Origin of the sequence: Micromonospora sp. NBC_00858 (assembly GCF_045207365.1) — a bacterium.
Lineage (GTDB): Bacteria > Actinomycetota > Actinomycetes > Mycobacteriales > Micromonosporaceae > Micromonospora.
Window position 1 is genome coordinate 6,459,714 of sequence record NZ_CP108828.1, and the last position, 16,027, is coordinate 6,475,740.

The 16,027-nt window shown below is 70.7% G+C and carries 9 protein-coding genes and 2 tRNA genes; 5 read left to right on the forward strand and 6 right to left on the reverse strand.

Annotated elements, in window-relative coordinates; translation table 11 throughout:
- Position 1: 1 nt before the first annotated feature.
- Complete coding sequence (locus OG990_RS30265) at positions 2-784, reverse strand: hypothetical protein (protein ID WP_406081946.1); 783 nt, start codon at positions 782-784, stop codon at positions 2-4.
- A 330-nt stretch (positions 785-1,114) separates the two neighbouring features.
- On the opposite strand from OG990_RS30265, the gene OG990_RS30270 reads away from it, so the two are divergent.
- Positions 1,115-2,644 carry a peptide deformylase gene (locus tag OG990_RS30270; RefSeq protein ID WP_386986459.1) on the forward strand — a complete coding sequence of 510 codons (1,530 nt, stop codon included), beginning with the start codon at positions 1,115-1,117 and terminating at the stop codon, positions 2,642-2,644.
- Between the two features lie 65 nt (positions 2,645-2,709).
- On the opposite strand, the gene OG990_RS30275 is transcribed toward OG990_RS30270, so the two are convergent.
- Entirely contained in the window at positions 2,710-3,825 is a 1,116-nt protein-coding gene (locus OG990_RS30275; protein ID WP_406077913.1) for a globin domain-containing protein, read from the reverse strand.
- A gap of 146 nt (positions 3,826-3,971) precedes the next feature.
- Here OG990_RS30275 and OG990_RS30280 point away from each other — a divergent pair, with 146 nt between their 5' ends.
- Entirely contained in the window at positions 3,972-4,742 is a 771-nt protein-coding gene (locus OG990_RS30280) for a CPBP family intramembrane glutamic endopeptidase (protein WP_406077914.1), read from the forward strand.
- Between the two features lie 4 nt (positions 4,743-4,746).
- On the opposite strand, the gene OG990_RS30285 is transcribed toward OG990_RS30280, so the two are convergent.
- Positions 4,747-6,366 carry a hypothetical protein gene (locus OG990_RS30285; protein WP_406077915.1) on the reverse strand — a complete coding sequence of 540 codons (1,620 nt, stop codon included), beginning with the start codon at positions 6,364-6,366 and terminating at the stop codon, positions 4,747-4,749.
- A 145-nt stretch (positions 6,367-6,511) separates the two neighbouring features.
- Between OG990_RS30285 and OG990_RS30290 the strand changes: the two genes are divergently transcribed.
- Both OG990_RS30290 and OG990_RS30295 read left to right on the forward strand, forming a co-directional pair.
- Positions 6,512-6,602 (forward strand) — tRNA-Ser (locus OG990_RS30290).
- Between the two features lie 35 nt (positions 6,603-6,637).
- Positions 6,638-6,710 (forward strand) — tRNA-Arg (locus OG990_RS30295).
- A gap of 789 nt (positions 6,711-7,499) precedes the next feature.
- On the opposite strand, the gene OG990_RS30300 is transcribed toward OG990_RS30295, so the two are convergent.
- The 3 genes from OG990_RS30300 to OG990_RS30310 all read right to left on the reverse strand — a co-directional run bounded on the left by OG990_RS30300 (position 7,500) and on the right by OG990_RS30310 (position 10,433).
- Positions 7,500-7,655: a hypothetical protein gene (locus OG990_RS30300; protein ID WP_386986471.1), complete on the reverse strand. Its 156-nt coding sequence runs from the start codon at positions 7,653-7,655 to the stop codon at positions 7,500-7,502.
- Positions 7,656-7,719: 64 nt separating this feature from the next.
- Positions 7,720-9,042, reverse strand: coding sequence for a hypothetical protein (locus OG990_RS30305; RefSeq protein WP_406077916.1), 1,323 nt, complete (start codon positions 9,040-9,042; stop codon positions 7,720-7,722).
- Between the two features lie 101 nt (positions 9,043-9,143).
- The gene (locus OG990_RS30310) at positions 9,144-10,433 is read right to left on the reverse strand and encodes a hypothetical protein (RefSeq protein WP_406077917.1); all 1,290 of its coding nucleotides are present in this window, start codon (positions 10,431-10,433) and stop codon (positions 9,144-9,146) included.
- 890 nt (positions 10,434-11,323) lie between these two features.
- On the opposite strand from OG990_RS30310, the gene OG990_RS30315 reads away from it, so the two are divergent.
- A complete protein-coding gene (locus tag OG990_RS30315; RefSeq protein ID WP_406077918.1) occupies positions 11,324-15,793 on the forward strand; it encodes an ExeM/NucH family extracellular endonuclease in 4,470 nt (1,489 codons plus the stop codon).
- Positions 15,794-16,027: the final 234 nt, after the last annotated feature.

Genomic DNA, 16,027 nt, shown 5'->3' on the forward strand with positions numbered 1-16,027 from the left:
CTCAGCCCTGGCGTACGCAGCAGCCCTGGCAGACCTTCGGGCTGGGCAGGGTGAAGGCGAGGCAGCAGGTGCGCCGCTGCACGCTCGGCTCGCCGGTCGGCCCTGGCACCAGCTCGACCAGGTCGGCCAGGTCGAGTGCGCCGAGCAGGGTGTCGATGGTCTGCACCGTCGAGCCGGGCAGCCCGTCCGCGGCCCGCAGGATGCCGTGCGCGATGCCGGAGGCGACCGAGCCGAGCAGCGTCCGGGTGCCCACGCGGACCTCCGCCTGGATCGCCGTGATGAGCGGGGCCAGGTGGGCGTCGAGCAGCGAGGCGCGCAGCGCGGCCAGCAGCTCCGCCTCGCCGGCGACGACCCGCACCTCAGGGCGGCCGGCGAGCGCCAGCGGGTCGCTCGGCAGCACCGCCACGGTGGTGCTGCGGCGCAGGCCCAGGGTGAGCAGCGGCCGGTGGTCCTCGAAGTGGATCAGCACGTCAGACGGGTCGAGCAGGGGCACCCGCCGGGCCGAGGCCCAGCCGAGCACGACCGGCAGCGCCGTCCAGTAGCTGTACGACTTCCAGGCCAGCGCGGCGCAGGCGTGCGGGGTGCCGCCCCAGCGCAGGGTGGCCGCGTGCAGCAGTTCGGGAAGCCGGCTGCCGTCGATCAGGGTGGTCGCGGGGGCCCAGCCGAACTCGTCGTCGACCAGCAGGCCCCGTGCGAGCCCGGGCAGGTCGTCGGTGCCGAACATGGCGCGCATCGCCGCGGTGACAGGGGCGAGCGGCGGGACGGCCACGTCCTGCCTCGGCATCACCGCTGTCACCGTGTCATCCCCCGTCTGCGTGACCGAGGAGCTGACCCCGGAGGACGAACCTGCCGTCCTGAGCTAAGGCTAGCCTAACCACGGCCGCAGGTCTAAGGGAAGCCTCACCTCGGTCGGATCGGAAGCCGCAGGTCACTGCCGCTTCCGGCGGGAGCGGACCCCACGCTCCGGCGTACTACCCGGCTTCTGCCCTGGAAAACGCTGGCGCAGGATTGATGGCCGTCGGTGGATTGTCAAGGAGTGTGTCGGCAAGGTGCCAGATGCGTGTGCGTTTCGGCACGGAACGTGAAACTGATACTCCCGGCCACGAGGAAGCCGATGACGACCTCACCCCTCGAACGGGCTGCCGATTCCTTCGCGGCCGAGCTAGCCCGCCAGCGGACAGGGCGGGGGCTGTCAAAGAAGCAGTTGGCCGTCCTGATGGGGTTCGACCCGTCCTATGTCAGCCACGTCGAGGGGCGCCGGCACCGCCCAACCGAGGATTTCGCCCGCCGCGCCGAGGCCGTCCTGGAGGCCAGCGGCGCGATCTGGCAGCGCTTCCGGGAGTACGACGAGCTACGGCACGCACGCCCCGGTCAACCGCACCGCGAGCCGCACCTGCCCGGCCAGTGGCTGCCACCCGGCACCGGCCTCGTCGTGGAACGGGAGCTGGCCACCCTCGCCTACACCGACGACGGCTACCGGTGCGTCATCCACCGTGAGCTGTACAACGCCGGCACCGAGCCGGTCACCCGCTACCTGGTCCGGGTCGCCGTCGACCGCTACCCGAACGACCCCGGCCGCTCCAACCGGCACCACCGGGAGCACCCCCTTACCTTCGCCGAGCTGCAACTACAGGCCCGCCGGGATGACGGCGGCGGCGACCCGGAGCCGATGCACTGGCGGGCCAAGCACGACCGGGACGCGTTCAAGGAGATCTGGCTGCTCTTCGAGAACGGTGAGCGGCGGTTCCCGCTCTACCCCGGCGACCGGGCCACCATCGAGTACGCGTACAGCGTCGGGCAGGAGAAGTGGGGCCCCTGGTTCCAGCGGGCCGTCCGGCTGCCCACCCGGCAGCTCGCCGTACGCCTGGACCTGCCGGCGGCGCTCGACCCGCAGGTCTGGGGCGTGGAGACCTCGCTCTCGGCGGAGGAGGGCCCGCTGCGAACGGCGCCGCAGCGACACGACGAGGGCGACCGGGCGATCTTCGACTGGCACACCGACGACCCGCCGCTGAACGCCCGCTACCGGATGCAGTGGCGCTTCCGCGCCCGACCGGATACCGACCCGGACGTCGGCCCCGGCGGGGCCCGGGTCCGGCCCAGCGACCGGATGCGCGGGATCGGCATCGTGCAGCGCGGCGCCGACCTGCTCCGCCAGCGCGGCCGCCCGTTCGACCTGCCCGGCGAGGAACAGGCGGCGCGGGACGTGGTCGACCGGCTCAACACGGCCCTGGCCCGCCTCGACGAGCTGCACCCGTTCAGCAAGGGGGTGGGCATCGCCGCCCCGCAGCTCGGCATCGGCCGGGCGGCGGCCGTGGTCCGGCCACCCGACCGGTTGGCGGAGCCGGTCGTGCTGATCAACCCCCGGGTGGTCGACGCCTCCCCGGACACCGACGAGCAGTACGAGGGATGCCTCTCCTACTTCGACCACCGCGGTCTGGTGCCCCGGCCGCTGCGACTGGACGTCGAGCACGCCCAGTGGGACGGCAGCCGGATCATCACCTCGTTCGAGTTCGGCATGGCCCGGCTGGTCGCGCACGAGATCGACCACCTGGAGGGCCGGCTCTACGTCGACCGGATGGCGCCCGGGGTGCCACTGGTGCCGGTGGAGGAGTACCGCGAGACCGGGCACCCCTGGCGTTACTAGGGCGGGGACCGGGGCGCGTGCCCCAGGGGGCAGGGGCACGCGCCCCGGTGTGGGGGGAGGAACGTCTAGAGGTCACCGAAGGTGTCGTACCGGATGTGCGGCGGCGGCACCTCGTCCGCGGCCAGCACTCGCAGGGTGGACCGGACCATCCGGGCCGAGCCGGAGACGTAGCAGTCGTGCGTGGTCCACGGGCCGTACCGGGCCACCACGTCCGCGACATCGCCCAGCTCACCGTCGAAGTCCGGGTCCTCGCTACACGCGGCGGTGACGGACAACCACGGGTATACGGCGACCAACTGCTGCAACCCGGCCAAGCCGTACAGGTCCGCCGCCTGTCGGGCACCGTAGAAGACGTGCACCCACCGGGTCCGGTTGTAGGTGGCCAACTCCTCCACCAGCGCCTTGATCGGCGCCAACCCGACCCCACCGGCCACGCAGAGGATGTCCCTCTCAGAGGATCGGTCCAGGGTCATCGACCCCATCGGCGCGGCCAGCCGGAGCAGGTCACCCGGCCGCACCCGGCGGACCAGCGCGCCGGACACCCAGCCGGCCCCGGGCGCCCGCACGTGGAACTCCAGCACGTTGTCGTCGTTCGGGGCGTTCGCCACCGAGTACGTCCGCCACACCCGCGGGTGGTGGCGCGGCACCTCCAGGCTGACGTACTGGCCGGCCCGCCAGGCCAGCGGATGCTGCAACGCCCGGCAGGTCAGCACGGCGATGTCCGGGCCGTACCGCTCGTGGGTCAGCACCTCGGCGTGCCAGAACGGCGGGTTGTCATCGTCCGCCGCCCCGGCCACCATCTTCGCGGCGATCGCCGCGTACGCGTCCCGCCACGCCTGGTCGTACTCCAGGTTCCAGCCGTCACCGGCGGTGCTGCGCAGCGCGTCCAGCAGAGCCAGGCCCATCGTCGTGTAGTGCCGCTCGTCGACGTGGTACTTGCGGTGATCGCGGCCCAGCGCCCGGAGGAACTCGTCGAAGCTCTCCGGGTCGTCGACGGTGTGGATCGCCGTGATGATCGCTTCCAACAGGCGGTCGCCCTGACCGGTCATCTGCACCGGGAAGAGCTGCCGCAGAGCGGGGTCGAGCAGGAAGAGCCGGGCGTAGAAGTGGCCACTCAGCCGGTCCCGGTGCTCCTCGACCAGGGTCCAGCTCTCCTTCAGCAACCGCGCGACGTTGTCCACCGGGGCGCTCCTTCTCCAGACGGCAGCGGATCGGGCACCCATAGAATCTCCACGGAGAGTGCACGCCGGTCGCACAGAATGTGCGATCGGTTCACGCCGGCCGATCGGCCGTGCCGCCGGTGCCACCCGTCGGGCAGAGTGGTGCGGTGACCGTTGAGCTGACCCGCCCGGTGTCCCGCCGGATTCTGGGGACCGAGACGCTGCTGGTCCTCGGCCTGTCCCTCGGCCAGTCAGCGGTCTACGCGGTGGTCTCGATCATCGCGAAGCTGACCGCCGAGGGGCCGCTCTCCAAGCAGACCGCCTCGCTGAACACCTCGGCGTCGGCCCGACCCTGGCTGGACCTGACGTACCAGCTGCTCGGCATCGTCTTCGCGCTGCTGCCGGTGCTGCTCGCCGTACACCTGCTCACCCGCGACCCCGGCGACCCGGTGCGGACCCTCGGCCTGGACGCCCGGCGGCCCGGCCAGGACCTGGCCCGCGGCGCCGGCCTGGCCGCGCTGATCGGCCTGCCCGGGCTGGCCCTGTTCTGGGTGGCGGCCCAGCTCGGCATCAACGCCACGCTGGTGCCGGCGTCGCTGCCCGACGTCTGGTGGGCGGTCCCGGTGCTGATCCTCGCCGCCGTGCAGAACGCCGTGCTGGAGGAGGTGATCGTGGTCGGCTACCTGGTCACCCGGCTGCGCCAGCTCCAGTGGCGGCTCGCCGCGATCATCGCGGCCAGCGCGCTGCTGCGCGGCTCGTACCACCTCTACCAGGGCTTTGGCGCGTTCGTCGGCAACGCGGTGATGGGCGTCGTGTTCAGCCTCTTCTACCTGCGCACCCGGCGGGTGCTGCCGCTGATCATCGCGCACACCCTGCTCGACGTGGTGGCCTTCGTCGGGTACGCGTCGCTGCCGAAGGAGTGGTTCGACTGGCTGTGACCGGTCAGCCCGTCACCGGGGCGGCCGGGGCCCGCCGGTAGACGGCTACCGCCCGGGCCGCGAGCCGGTCGGCCGCCGCCGCGTCACCCAGCGCCGTGGCGAGCACCGCCGCGCCCGGCAGCAGCCGGGACGCCAGTCGCAACGCCAGCCACCCGCCGGCCTGCGCCGTGAGTGGTGCGGCCAGCCGCCATGCGGCCTCCGCCGCCCGAGCCCACGTCCCGTCCGCCGGGTCGCCCGCCGCCCGCGCGGCGGCCAACGCGGCACGCGCGCTCGCCGTGTCCGGGTGCACCTGCGTGAGCACCAGCAACTCGGCCGCCCGGTCCGGATGCGCCGGGTCCTGGCCGTACGCCGCCGCAAGGTGCAGCACCAGGTTCGAATGGGTCCAGAGCACCGAGGTCAGCTCGGCCAGCGGCGCGAAGAGCCCAGCCAGCGCGGCGACCGCCCCGCCCGCGCCTGCCGAGCGCACGAACCGCCTGGTGGCCAGCCGGGCCAAGCCGTCCGCCGGGGCATCCGGGTACCTGGTTCGGAGCCGCTCAGCCCAGTCGGCGGCGGCGGGGCCGAGTGACCGCACCGCGGCGAGGGCCAGCAGCTCCGGGGCGAAGCCGGGGTGGTCCAGCAGGCGGGCGGTCACCGCCCGCAGCTCCGATTCGGGGGTACGCGACGACGCCGGCATGACGTCGTGCGCGGTGTCCCGCTCGTCGTGGTGCGCGCTGTCCCTCTCGTCCGGAGCGGTCTGCTGTTCGGCGGGTTGAGCCGGGGCTGTCGGGGTGGGGTCGTCGGGCACGGCTGTGGCCGGTGCCTGCTCGGCCGGGGGTTGCGGTGCGGGTGCGGGGACGGCCTTCTTGGGCGTAGCGCTCTTCCGGGCGGACGTCGCTCGCTTGGTCGGGCTCGTCGCTCGCTTGGTGGGGGCCACCGCCGGAGTGATCGGGGTGGCGGTCCCCTCGTTGGGGGTCGCCTCCAGGGCGGTTGGGCTCGCGGACCGCTTGTTAGGGACCATCGGAGCGGTCGGGGGCGCGTCGGACGACGGCGGTGTCGTGCTGGATGCATCGACCGACGCCCTGGCTGCCTTCGTGGTGGCGGCCTTGCGGACGGGGGTGGCGCGGCTGGTCCGGGATTTCGGATTCCGGGTCGGCGGGTCCGCCGGCTGCTCCGGGCTGACCTTGGGCGCTCGCTCGTCCGCCGGAGTCACCGAGCTGCCCGGGCCGGTCGGCTCGGTGGTGTTGAGCCGCTCGCCGCTTCCCGTCTCGCGGTCTGTCGGCCCCGGCTCCGCGGCGCTCGCCGCCTCTCGCTCCCGTGGGCCCCGCTGCTCGACGGTCCGAGCGTCCGACGAGCTCGGCTGGTCGGCGGGCGTTGGGCCGCTCCTGGCGGCGGGCGTCGGAACCGGCTGTCGGGGCAGTGGAAGGTCCGGGTCCGGAGGTTGGAAGAGCACCGCCGGGGCGGCCTTGACCCGGCGAGGGCGCTGGCCGCCCAGAGTGGCCGGGGCCACTGTCGGCCCGGATGTCGGTGCCGCCGCGTCCACCGACTGCTCGTCGGTCGGTGGCGTGAAGGTCGCACGCGGGGGGCGCCGACGCGCCCGGTCAGCAGGCTCTCGGCGGGTCGGCTCGCTGGGCGGCTGCTCCTGCATATCGATGGAGCGTAGTCCCGATCACGCCGGCGCACAGCGTCGAATCACGGGGGCCGACGGCCCCGGTGGGCGTACCGAGGAAGTCGCTTTGCTCCCTGTGGGTGGCGACCTGTATTCTCGGGCGCGGTGGTCTGCGGGCCACCAGGGAGACTTCGCCTAGTCTGGTCTATGGCGCCGCACTGCTAATGCGGTTGGGGTCTTAAAGCCCCTCCCGGGTTCGAATCCCGGAGTCTCCGCGCGAAAGCCGGGTGTGTACACTGGCTGAGCACCTGCGCCCGTAGCTCAATGGATAGAGCATCTGACTACGGATCAGAAGGTTAGGGGTTCGAGTCCCTTCGGGCGCACAAGATCAAAAGGCGTCTGACTTGCCAAAAGGCGGTCAGGCGCCTTTTGTCATTCCGTGCCGATGGACGCATTGGTGCTCGAATGGTGCTCGTACGACGAGCTGTCCTACGTCCCGGCCTGTCCGTCTCCGTCGATGTAGCCACGGCCGTGTTCGATGAAGGACGCGATCGTGCGATGTGGGCAGGCGAGGGGGAGCCGGCCGCTCGCAGCGGAACGGCATCCCGATGGGCGCCCTGAGCGTCGCCGTCCTGGTCGCCTACGGGCTCGCGCTGGGTTTACCGCTTCGCGGCTTCAATGCGTCTCGGTGTTGCCGGCCGCCTTGGGCGCCTTCGCAGCAGCATCGCCGGCCGCAGCCTCCGGCGTGGGCGTACCGGACTTTGTGCGCCCGGATCAGCTCGATGAGCTTCGGCTTGGGCATCTGAGCTTTGCGCAGGGTGGCCCGCAGTCGCTGCATGTTGGCCGGTTCCACCCAATGGGGCAGACCGAGCCGCCAACACAGGCGACGGCGGTGTTCCCGCCGACGCGGGTGCCAACCGGCGACTTGACCACCGGCACTCCGCCCGGCTCGTACGACCGGGTCGTGGTCACCTACCTGGACGCCAACGCCCGCGCGGTGAATACCGCCGAACCCGATGGGCAGATCAGCACGGCCCGGTTCGACGGGTACGGCAACCAGGTGCGGGAGTTGACCGCGGCCAACCGCCAGCGGGCGCTGGATGCCTCGATTAGCGACACCCTGCAGGCCGACCCGCCGACGCGATTGAGAGCGCCGGCGGGTGCAGAGACGTTCAGGCAGCCGGATCGATTACCGTCGGGTCGATCAGAGCCGAGGCGATCTTGGCGGCGATCTCGGCGACGCTGTCCTCCGCGGTGTCGAAACCCATCATGTCGCCGAGGAACGAGCTGTACTCCTTCACGTCGGCGAACGTGACGTTGTGCAGCACCGGAATCACGGCAGAAAGCAGGCCCGGGCGGAAAGCCCGTGCCTGCTCTGCGGGACCAGCACGTCTAGCCGACGAAGACCACCGCGCTCACCGCGCTCTGGAAGGAGGTCGCGCTGCCCGCGTACGTCGCGCGCCAGTAGCCGGGGCCCGGCTCGTCGAGGAACGCCTCGAACGAATACCCCTCCGGGTTCGTCGGGTTGTACGAGATGTCGAACGAGCTGACCGTGTGCCAGCCGGCGGCGCCGTCCTTGGAGAACTGGATGTCGACCGGCATTTGTCCGGGCGTGGAGTTGTTCAGGAACTGCAGGTGCCCGTGCAGCCACACCTGGCCGTCCGCGCTCCGCTCGCCGAAGAAGTCGGTGAACTGGGTGCGGTCCAGCACGACCACCTGCTTGTCAACGTGGGTGACCGTGGTGACGAACGGGTCCGGGTAATAGGTGGAGACCCGCAGCGTCCCACCCCAGAACGGGCTGACCGTGACCTGGTACCGCCCCTGCCCGTCCGTGCTGGTGGCGCCCAGCAGCGTGCAGTAGTCGCGGGTGTCGCAGTACGAGACGTAGACCGGCGCATCGGGCATCGGCCGCCACTCCTGCGGCGTCTTCCAGCTCAACTCGCCGGTCAGAGTGACCTGCTCACCGTTGATTACGGTGTCGCGGTCGAGGTCCGCGGTGATCCGGGTGTCCGCCAGCCGGACCTCCGGGGCCTGGGTGTCGGCGTACGCCTGGAGGTGGAAGCGCCGCGAGTCGTCCCAGAGCGTGGTGAGGTAGCCGGCCTCGTCGGCGTACTGGACCTCCGTGGTCAGCTCGAAGTGGCCGACCTTTCCGGAGACCCCGTCGGCCGGGTTGCCGTACCAGGTGACGAACTCGATCGGGAAGTTCTCGACCGGCTTGACGTCGCCGGTGCCGGGCCACCGGCCCATCAGCCGACCGGAGGCGGTGACCTTTCGCTTGTCGTACGAGACGGTCCGGGTGACCTTGAGGTCCTTGAAGAACATCTTCACCATGTACGCCAGGAAGCCGACCGACCGCTGCTCGACGTGCACGCCGTCGGCGTCGGTGATCTCCGAGTCCAGCCGGTAGGCGCCGAGCTCGGGAAGGATCACCGCGTCGTCCGCCTGCCACCAGCCGTTCTGCTCGGTGCCGTTGACCAGGTGGAACGAGTCGACGACGGCGATCTCCTGCTCGGTCGCCGGCGAGATGACGTGGATCTTGATGCTGGCGACCCCGGCGTCGGCGCTCACGCCGACCTGGATTCGGCCCAGCTCCTCCTCGACGCTGCTCGCCCAGAGCACCGCCGGCGCGGCGGACGCCGCCTGGGCCGCCGTCGGCGCGAGACCGCCGGCGGCGACGCCCACCGCGATCGCCACCGCGGACACGAATTTCCGCACTAATTTCCTCCCCGTGGAATGGATGGGCCCCGCCGGGCGAGTGGTCACCGGTGACGACCGCCGATCGCCCGGCCCGTCGGTGACGGGCCGGGCGTCGGGTGTCACGGCAGGGTACGGATCCGCAAGGTCACCATCTCCGGCTCGGCCGACTGGTCAGTGACCGCGTAGATCTTGTTGCCGGACACGGCCAGCCCCCCCTTGACCAGGTTGTGCGCCCACGTCTCCTGGTTCGGCAGGTGCCCGAATTCGTACGTGCTGATCGGCGTGGTGCCGCCCGGCTCGAAGACCCAGACGTCCTTGTCGTACGACGAGTTGGTGCCGGCGACGACGAGGCCGTCGGGCCGGATCGCCACGGCGTTCGGGTACGTCACGGTCGGGTACCGGTGCACCTCGACGAGGTCGGACGTGCGCAGGACCGGGTGGTAGTACGGCGCGCCCGAGGGGACGATCACCTCGGTGCCGTCGGGAGTGACCGCCAACTGCGCGACCGAGCCACCGTCGGTGTGGCTGATCGCCCGCTGGACCAGCCCCGTCGCGGTGGCCTCGAAGCGGACCAGCAGGGCGGGGCTGGTGCCCGTCGCGCCGGCGATCAGCATGTCGGGCTGAGCGGGCGAGGTGGCCAGCAGCATCGCCGAGCTGATCCGCTCGTCGATGGCGTCCACGGCGCTCACGGAGAACTTGCCGGTCGCGAGGTCGACCCGGCCGATGCCCGCCGTGGGCTCGTTCTCGCATCCCCAGGCGACCCAGAGTTGGCCGGCCGCGAAGGCCATGTCCTTCGGGCACGTCATGGTCCCGTCGGTCTTCCCAGCGAACTGCCCGTCCAGTTCCCACGTGTCCAGGTCCACGATCCTGAGCCAGTCCTGGTCGCCGGCGGCGATGTAGAGCTTGCTGCCGTCCGGGCTCAGCGTCATCCCGGCGGCCCCCGGCGCGATGCCCTGAAGGGTGCGAAGGACGTTGCCGTCCAGGTCGGTGACGATCAGACCGTCGGTGCCCTTGCCCCCGGTTATGTAGACCCGGCCGCGTGCCTCGTCTACCAGGATGTCGCCGAACCGGAAGCCGGTGACGTACCCCGGGATCGGGATCTGGGCGTTCACGTCGGTGCTCGGAGGCGAAGTGGTGGTGGTCGGGGTCGGCGTCGGGCTGGCGGTCGGGCTGGACGTCGGCGACGCGGTGGGACGTGGCTTCCGTCCCGGCCGCGGAGACTGGGGCGTCGTCTTGTCGGCCTTCGATTTGGTGCTGTCAGCGACCAGATGCGCTTCCGCCGCGCTGTCGTCGGCGGACCGGCCGCTGCCCGCCACGGCGGTGCCCGCACCGGCGGCCAGGAGGGCGAGCACGCCCACCCCCACCATCCAGACCGGGGCGCGCCGGCCCCTGTTTGCTGTTCGGCTCATCGTTCCCCGTTCTGATCCGATATGTGACGCGGGCCGGGATCGGATCCTGGCCCGCCGACCAGAAGGCGCTCCGACGTGCGAAGACGTTACGCGAAACACCATCGGCATCGAGGAGGCCAGATGACTGGAGGTAGTGGATCTATCTCTGCCCCGGCCCCGTCGCGGGCAGGCCCGAAGCCGCGACGTGAGGAAGCCCTGCGGTCGGTAGGAATGGACAGGTGAACGCCGGGCGGGCGGGCCCTGAACCTCCTGAACAGGCCATCCGACCTCGCCGAGGAGGGGTGATCCGGGCCGCGAAGAAGGCGGCGGCGACACGTACGTCTCCGAGCCCAGAAGCGCGAGTGCCGCTGGCCCCGGCCCCGCCTCCGGGTCCGCTCGTTGTGCCGGCCGTCCGCTGGGCTCTCTCGGTCAGGTCGACGTGCAACCGTTTCTTGCGGATCACCCCGTCCAAGGCTGCGGTCGTCCGCCGGCCGGGCCCGGAGGTGGTCATCGCCGTGCAGGACCAGCTGCAACGCTAGACCACCCCGGGGTCAAGCCCGGGGGCGCCGACAACGACAGATCGTTGACCGATTGCACGGTTGGCCGGCAACCGGCCGGGCTGCGTGGCCAGGACCCCGGCGGCGTGTCGCACCTGCCGTGAGGTTGCCCTTGTCCTCGCCGTCGACAACGGAAGTCCCACAACCGCGGCTAACAAGGTTCACCAAATGATCAACTGACCGCAAGGTTGCTCGGGGAAACGCCTGAATCAGCCTGCACCGGACCTGTTTCGAGCGGCATTCCGGCCACTGGCGCTCCGAGCGGTCATCCGGCGGGTCTGTCGCTAATGGCCATTCGGCCGATGCGATCGCCACAATCGGTCGGCAGCCTCGATCAGTTCTGTTCATCTAGCCGTGATCAATCCGCTCCATGCACCGGGCGGCTCTTGGGCGGACAGAAAAAGGCCTCTAATCTCCACCTGGCCAACCCCGCCATCGGAGGCGAACTTAATGGACTGGAACCGGCGCAAACGAACACGCAACGTGTTCAGCGTCCTCGTCGCAAGCGGCGCGCTCCTTCTGACCAGCGGGGCACCCGCGCTGGCGGAGCCAGCGGCATCGGACCCCTTTATCAGTGAGATCCACTATGACAACGCTGGTACCGACACCGGCGAGGCCATCGAGATCGAGGCGCCCGCCGGCTTCGATCTGACCGGCTGGCAGATCGTTCTGTACAACGGCGCGAACGGTGCGGCCTACAACACCCGCACGCTGAGCGGCCCGATGCCGGCGGCCGGTGTGGTCGTCGCGACGTACCCGACGGACGGCATCCAGAACGGGTCGCCCGACGGCGTAGCGCTCGTCGCCCCGGGCGGTGCCGTGGCGGAGTTCCTCACCTACGAGGGGACGATGACCGCCGTCGGCGGGCCGGCCAATGGGCTGACCGGCGTCGACATCGGCGTCGCGGAGACCGCGACCACGCCGGCCGGCGAATCGCTGCAGAAGATCGACGGTACGTGGCGGGCCCCCGCGCCGAGCAGCTTCGGCGCCGTGAACACCGTCCCGGGCGGCGGTGATCCCGACCCGGATCCGGCTCCGGGCTGCACCGTCACCGTTGACCACACCATTGGCGAGGTCCAGGGCGGCGGAGACGCCACGCCGCTCGCGGGCGCCCGGGTCACCGTCGAAGGCGTGGTGACCGCCGACCATCGCAGCGGTGGCTACAACGGCGTCTACGTGCAGACCGCGGGCAGCGGCGGGGACCGTCCCGTTGCCGCGGGCACCGCCTCGGACGGTATCTTCGTCTACCTAACAACCAGCACGGCCAACCACCCGTCGGTCGCGATCGGCGACCGGGTCCGGGTCAGCGGCACCCCGAGCGAGTTCAACGGGCTCACCCAGCTCACCATCGGCGCGAAGGCCGACGTGCAGGTCTGCGAGCACAGCCAGACGCTGCCCGCGCCCGTCCCGGTCGGCCTGCCGCTCGCCGACGGCGCCCGCGAGTCGGTCGAGTCGATGCTGGTGTCGCCGGTCGGCCAGTACACCGTCTCCGAGGTGTACAACACCAACCGCTACGGCGAGGTCGTGCTCACCGCCGGTGATCGTCCGGCCGCCAACCCCACGGACGTCGCCCGTCCGGGCTCGGACGAGGCGAAGCAGGTGGCCGCCGCGAACAAGCTCGCGCGGATCCTGCTCGACGACGGTCGGACCACCAACCTGTCCACCGCCAGCCTGCTGCCGCCGTACCTGTCGAAGGCCAGCCCGCTGCGGGTCGGCGACTCGGTAGAGGCATTCGGGTCGTCGGTGCTCTCGTACGGCTTCAACGAGTGGCGCCTGCAGCCCACCACCCCGGTCGACGCGGACACCGCGCCGCCCGCCCGGACCAGCTTCAAGACCACCAACCCGCGTACCCCGCAGCCGGTGGACGTCGGCGGCGACGTGCGGGTGGGCAGCTTCAATGTGCTGAACTACTTCGTGCACTTCGGCGGGGACGCCCGCGGCGCCGCTGACGAGGCCGGTCTGGCCAAGCAGGAGGCGAAGATCGTCTCGGCGATCAGCGCACTTGGTGCCGACGTGGTTGCGCTCGAGGAGATCGAGAACTCGGTCCGGTTCGACGCAGGCGACCCGCAGCAGGCGCTCAAGCGCCTGGTCGCCGCCCTGAACACCAAAGACGGCAACGGCACCTGGGACTACGTCCGCAGCCCGGCCAACCTGCCCGGCCCAACCCAGCAGGACTTCATCACCACGGCGATCATCTTCAAGCCGGCGAAGGTACAGCCCAAGGGCCCGTCGCGGTCGGTGAACGACGAGACCGTCTGGTCCAACGCCCGCGAGCCCATCGCACAGACCTTCACCGCGGGGAAGATCGCCTTCACCGTGATCGCCAACCACCTCAAGTCCAAGAGCGGCACCGGGACCGGCGACAACGCCGACACCGGCGACGGGCAGGGCTCGTGGAACGGCGACCGGGTCCGTCAGGCGCGGGCGCTGGCCGCCTTCGTCGACCAGGTCAAGGCGGACAGCGGCACCGACGACGTGCTGCTGCTCGGCGACTTCAACGCCTACACCCACGAGGACCCGATGCAGGTCCTCTACGACAAGCAGTACCGGGACCTGAACAACACCGGCAAGGCCACCTACGTCTTCAGCGGCGAGTCCGGCTCCCTCGACCACGCCCTCGCCTCCCCGTCGCTCGCGGCCCGGGTCACCGGCATCGACGTGTGGCAGATCAACGCGGTCGAGTCGTACGCGTTCCAATACGACGGGCTGTCCGCCTTCTACGAGGCGAACCCGTACCGGGCTAGCGACCACAACCCGCTCGTGGTGGGCATCAACACCCGCGCGAACCCGGTCAACCTGCAGCTGCTCAGCATCAACGACTTCCACGGCCGGCTGGAATCCCCAGCCACCGTCGGCGGCCAGCCGGTCGGCGGCGCCGCCCAGCTCGCCGGCCTGGTCGGGCAGCTGCGCGCGCAGAACCCGAACACCGCGTTCGTGTCCGCTGGCGACAACATCGGCGCATCCACGTTCATCTCGGCGATCGACGGGGACAACCCGACGATCGACGCGCTGAACCAGGCCGGCCTCGCCGCCTCGGCGGTGGGCAACCACGAGTTCGACAAGGGCATCGCCGACCTCACCGGCCGGGTGTCCGATCGCGCCGACTTCCCGTACCTGGGCGCCAACGTGTACCGGGGCGACGCCAGGGCGCTGCCGGCGTACTCCGTCAGCACGGTGGGCGGGGTGAGGGTGGGCTTCGTCGGCGTGGTGACCGAGCAGACCAAGTCGCTGGTCAGCCCCGACGGCATCGCCGGGCTGACTTTCCGCGACCCGGTCGCCGAGGCCAACCTGGTCGCCGGCCAGCTCAAGGACGGCAACCCGGACAACGGGGAGGCCGACGTGGTGGTGCTGCTCGCGCACGAGGGCGCCGCGACGGAGAACATCACCTCCGCCGAGGCGCTGGCCAACGACCCGGTCTTCGGCAAGTTCACCCGGGTCGACGCCACCATCGACGCGATCTTCAGCGGTCACACCCACCAGCCGTACGCGTTCGAGCTCCCGGTCCCCGGATCGGACCGGCTGCGTCCTGTGGTACAGGCCGAGGACTACGGCAAGCGGCTGGGCAAGGTCGCGCTGACCTACGACCCGAACACGGGCCAGGTCACGACGGCCGACGCGCAGCTGGTCGACGTGGTCGGCGCGCCGCAGGACCAGGCGGTGGCCGACATCGTGGCCGCCGCCAAGACCAAGGCAGGCGAGCTCGGCAAGCAGCAGCTGGGCTCGATCACCGCGGACATCAAGCGGGCCTACACCAACGGAAACGAGGACCGGGGCAAGGAGTCGGCGCTCGGCAACTTCATTGCCGACGTGCAACTCGCCGGCACGAAGGACCCGGGCCGGGGTGGGGCGCAGATCGCATTCATGAACCCCGGTGGCCTACGCGCCGACCTGCTCTACCGCACCGACGGCATGGTGACCTACGCGGACGCATTCGCCGTCCAGCCGTTCGCCAACGACGTGGTGACAAAGAGCTACACCGGCGCCCAGATCAAGCAGGTGCTGGAGGAGCAGTGGCAGCCAGACGGGGCGTCCCGTCCGGTGCTGTGGCTGGGTGTCTCGAAGGGGTTCAGCTACACCTACAACCCCGACGCGCCGAAGGGCTCGCGGATCACCTCGATCAAGCTCAATGGCACGCCGCTCGACCCGGCGGGCACGTACCGGGTCACGGTGAACTCGTTCCTCGCGACGGGCGGTGACAACTTCGCCACCCTCGGCGACGGCGCTGACCCGGCGACCACCGGCGACAACGACCTCACCATGCTGGTGAGCTACTTCGCCGCGAACTCGCCAGTCACCGCGGATACTCAGCCGCGGTCGGCCGTCGGGCAGGCGGGTCCGCAGTGCACCACGACCATCACCGGCGCGTACCGCAAGCCGCTGGTGGTCACCGCGGGCCTGACCTGCCTGGAGAACGCCGCGATCGGCGGCCCCGTCACGGTCAACCCGGGCGCCTCGCTGGTGGTCACCGGCGGCACCATCAGCGGCCCGGTGTACGCCACCCGCCCGGTCCTGTTCGATCTCGCCAGCGCCACCGTGTCCGGCCCGGTCACCGTCACCGGCGCGACCGGCCAGCTGAACATCACCAAGGGCAAGGTGAACGGCCCAGTGTCGGTCACCGCCAACACCGGTGGAGTCCGGATCGACACCGTTACCGTCAGCGGTCCGATCACCGTCAACAGCAACACCGGCAGCCAACCGGTAGTCATCTCCGCCAACACCATCAGCGGACCCCTCGCCTGCTCGGGCAACACCCCGGCCCCGGCAAACGAGAGCCGACCCAACAGCGTTAAGGGCCCCGCATCAGGCCAGTGCGCGCGACTGTAATCCATATGTGAGTCGCGGTCAGCGGCCGGAGCCTGCCAGGCTCCGGCCGCTGACTCTGTTCCAGTCGCAGTGGTCAAGACGTTCGTCGGAGACAACCGTGCCTTCCGCGGCGACAACCGCTTTCTTGTTGGCTGTTCTAGCGATCGCAGGGGTCCGCTCCGGGCAGAAGGTGCGGGGTTGGGCAACAGTCAAGACGTTCGAGGTCTGCCACTGGATGAGCGAGACCGATCTTCC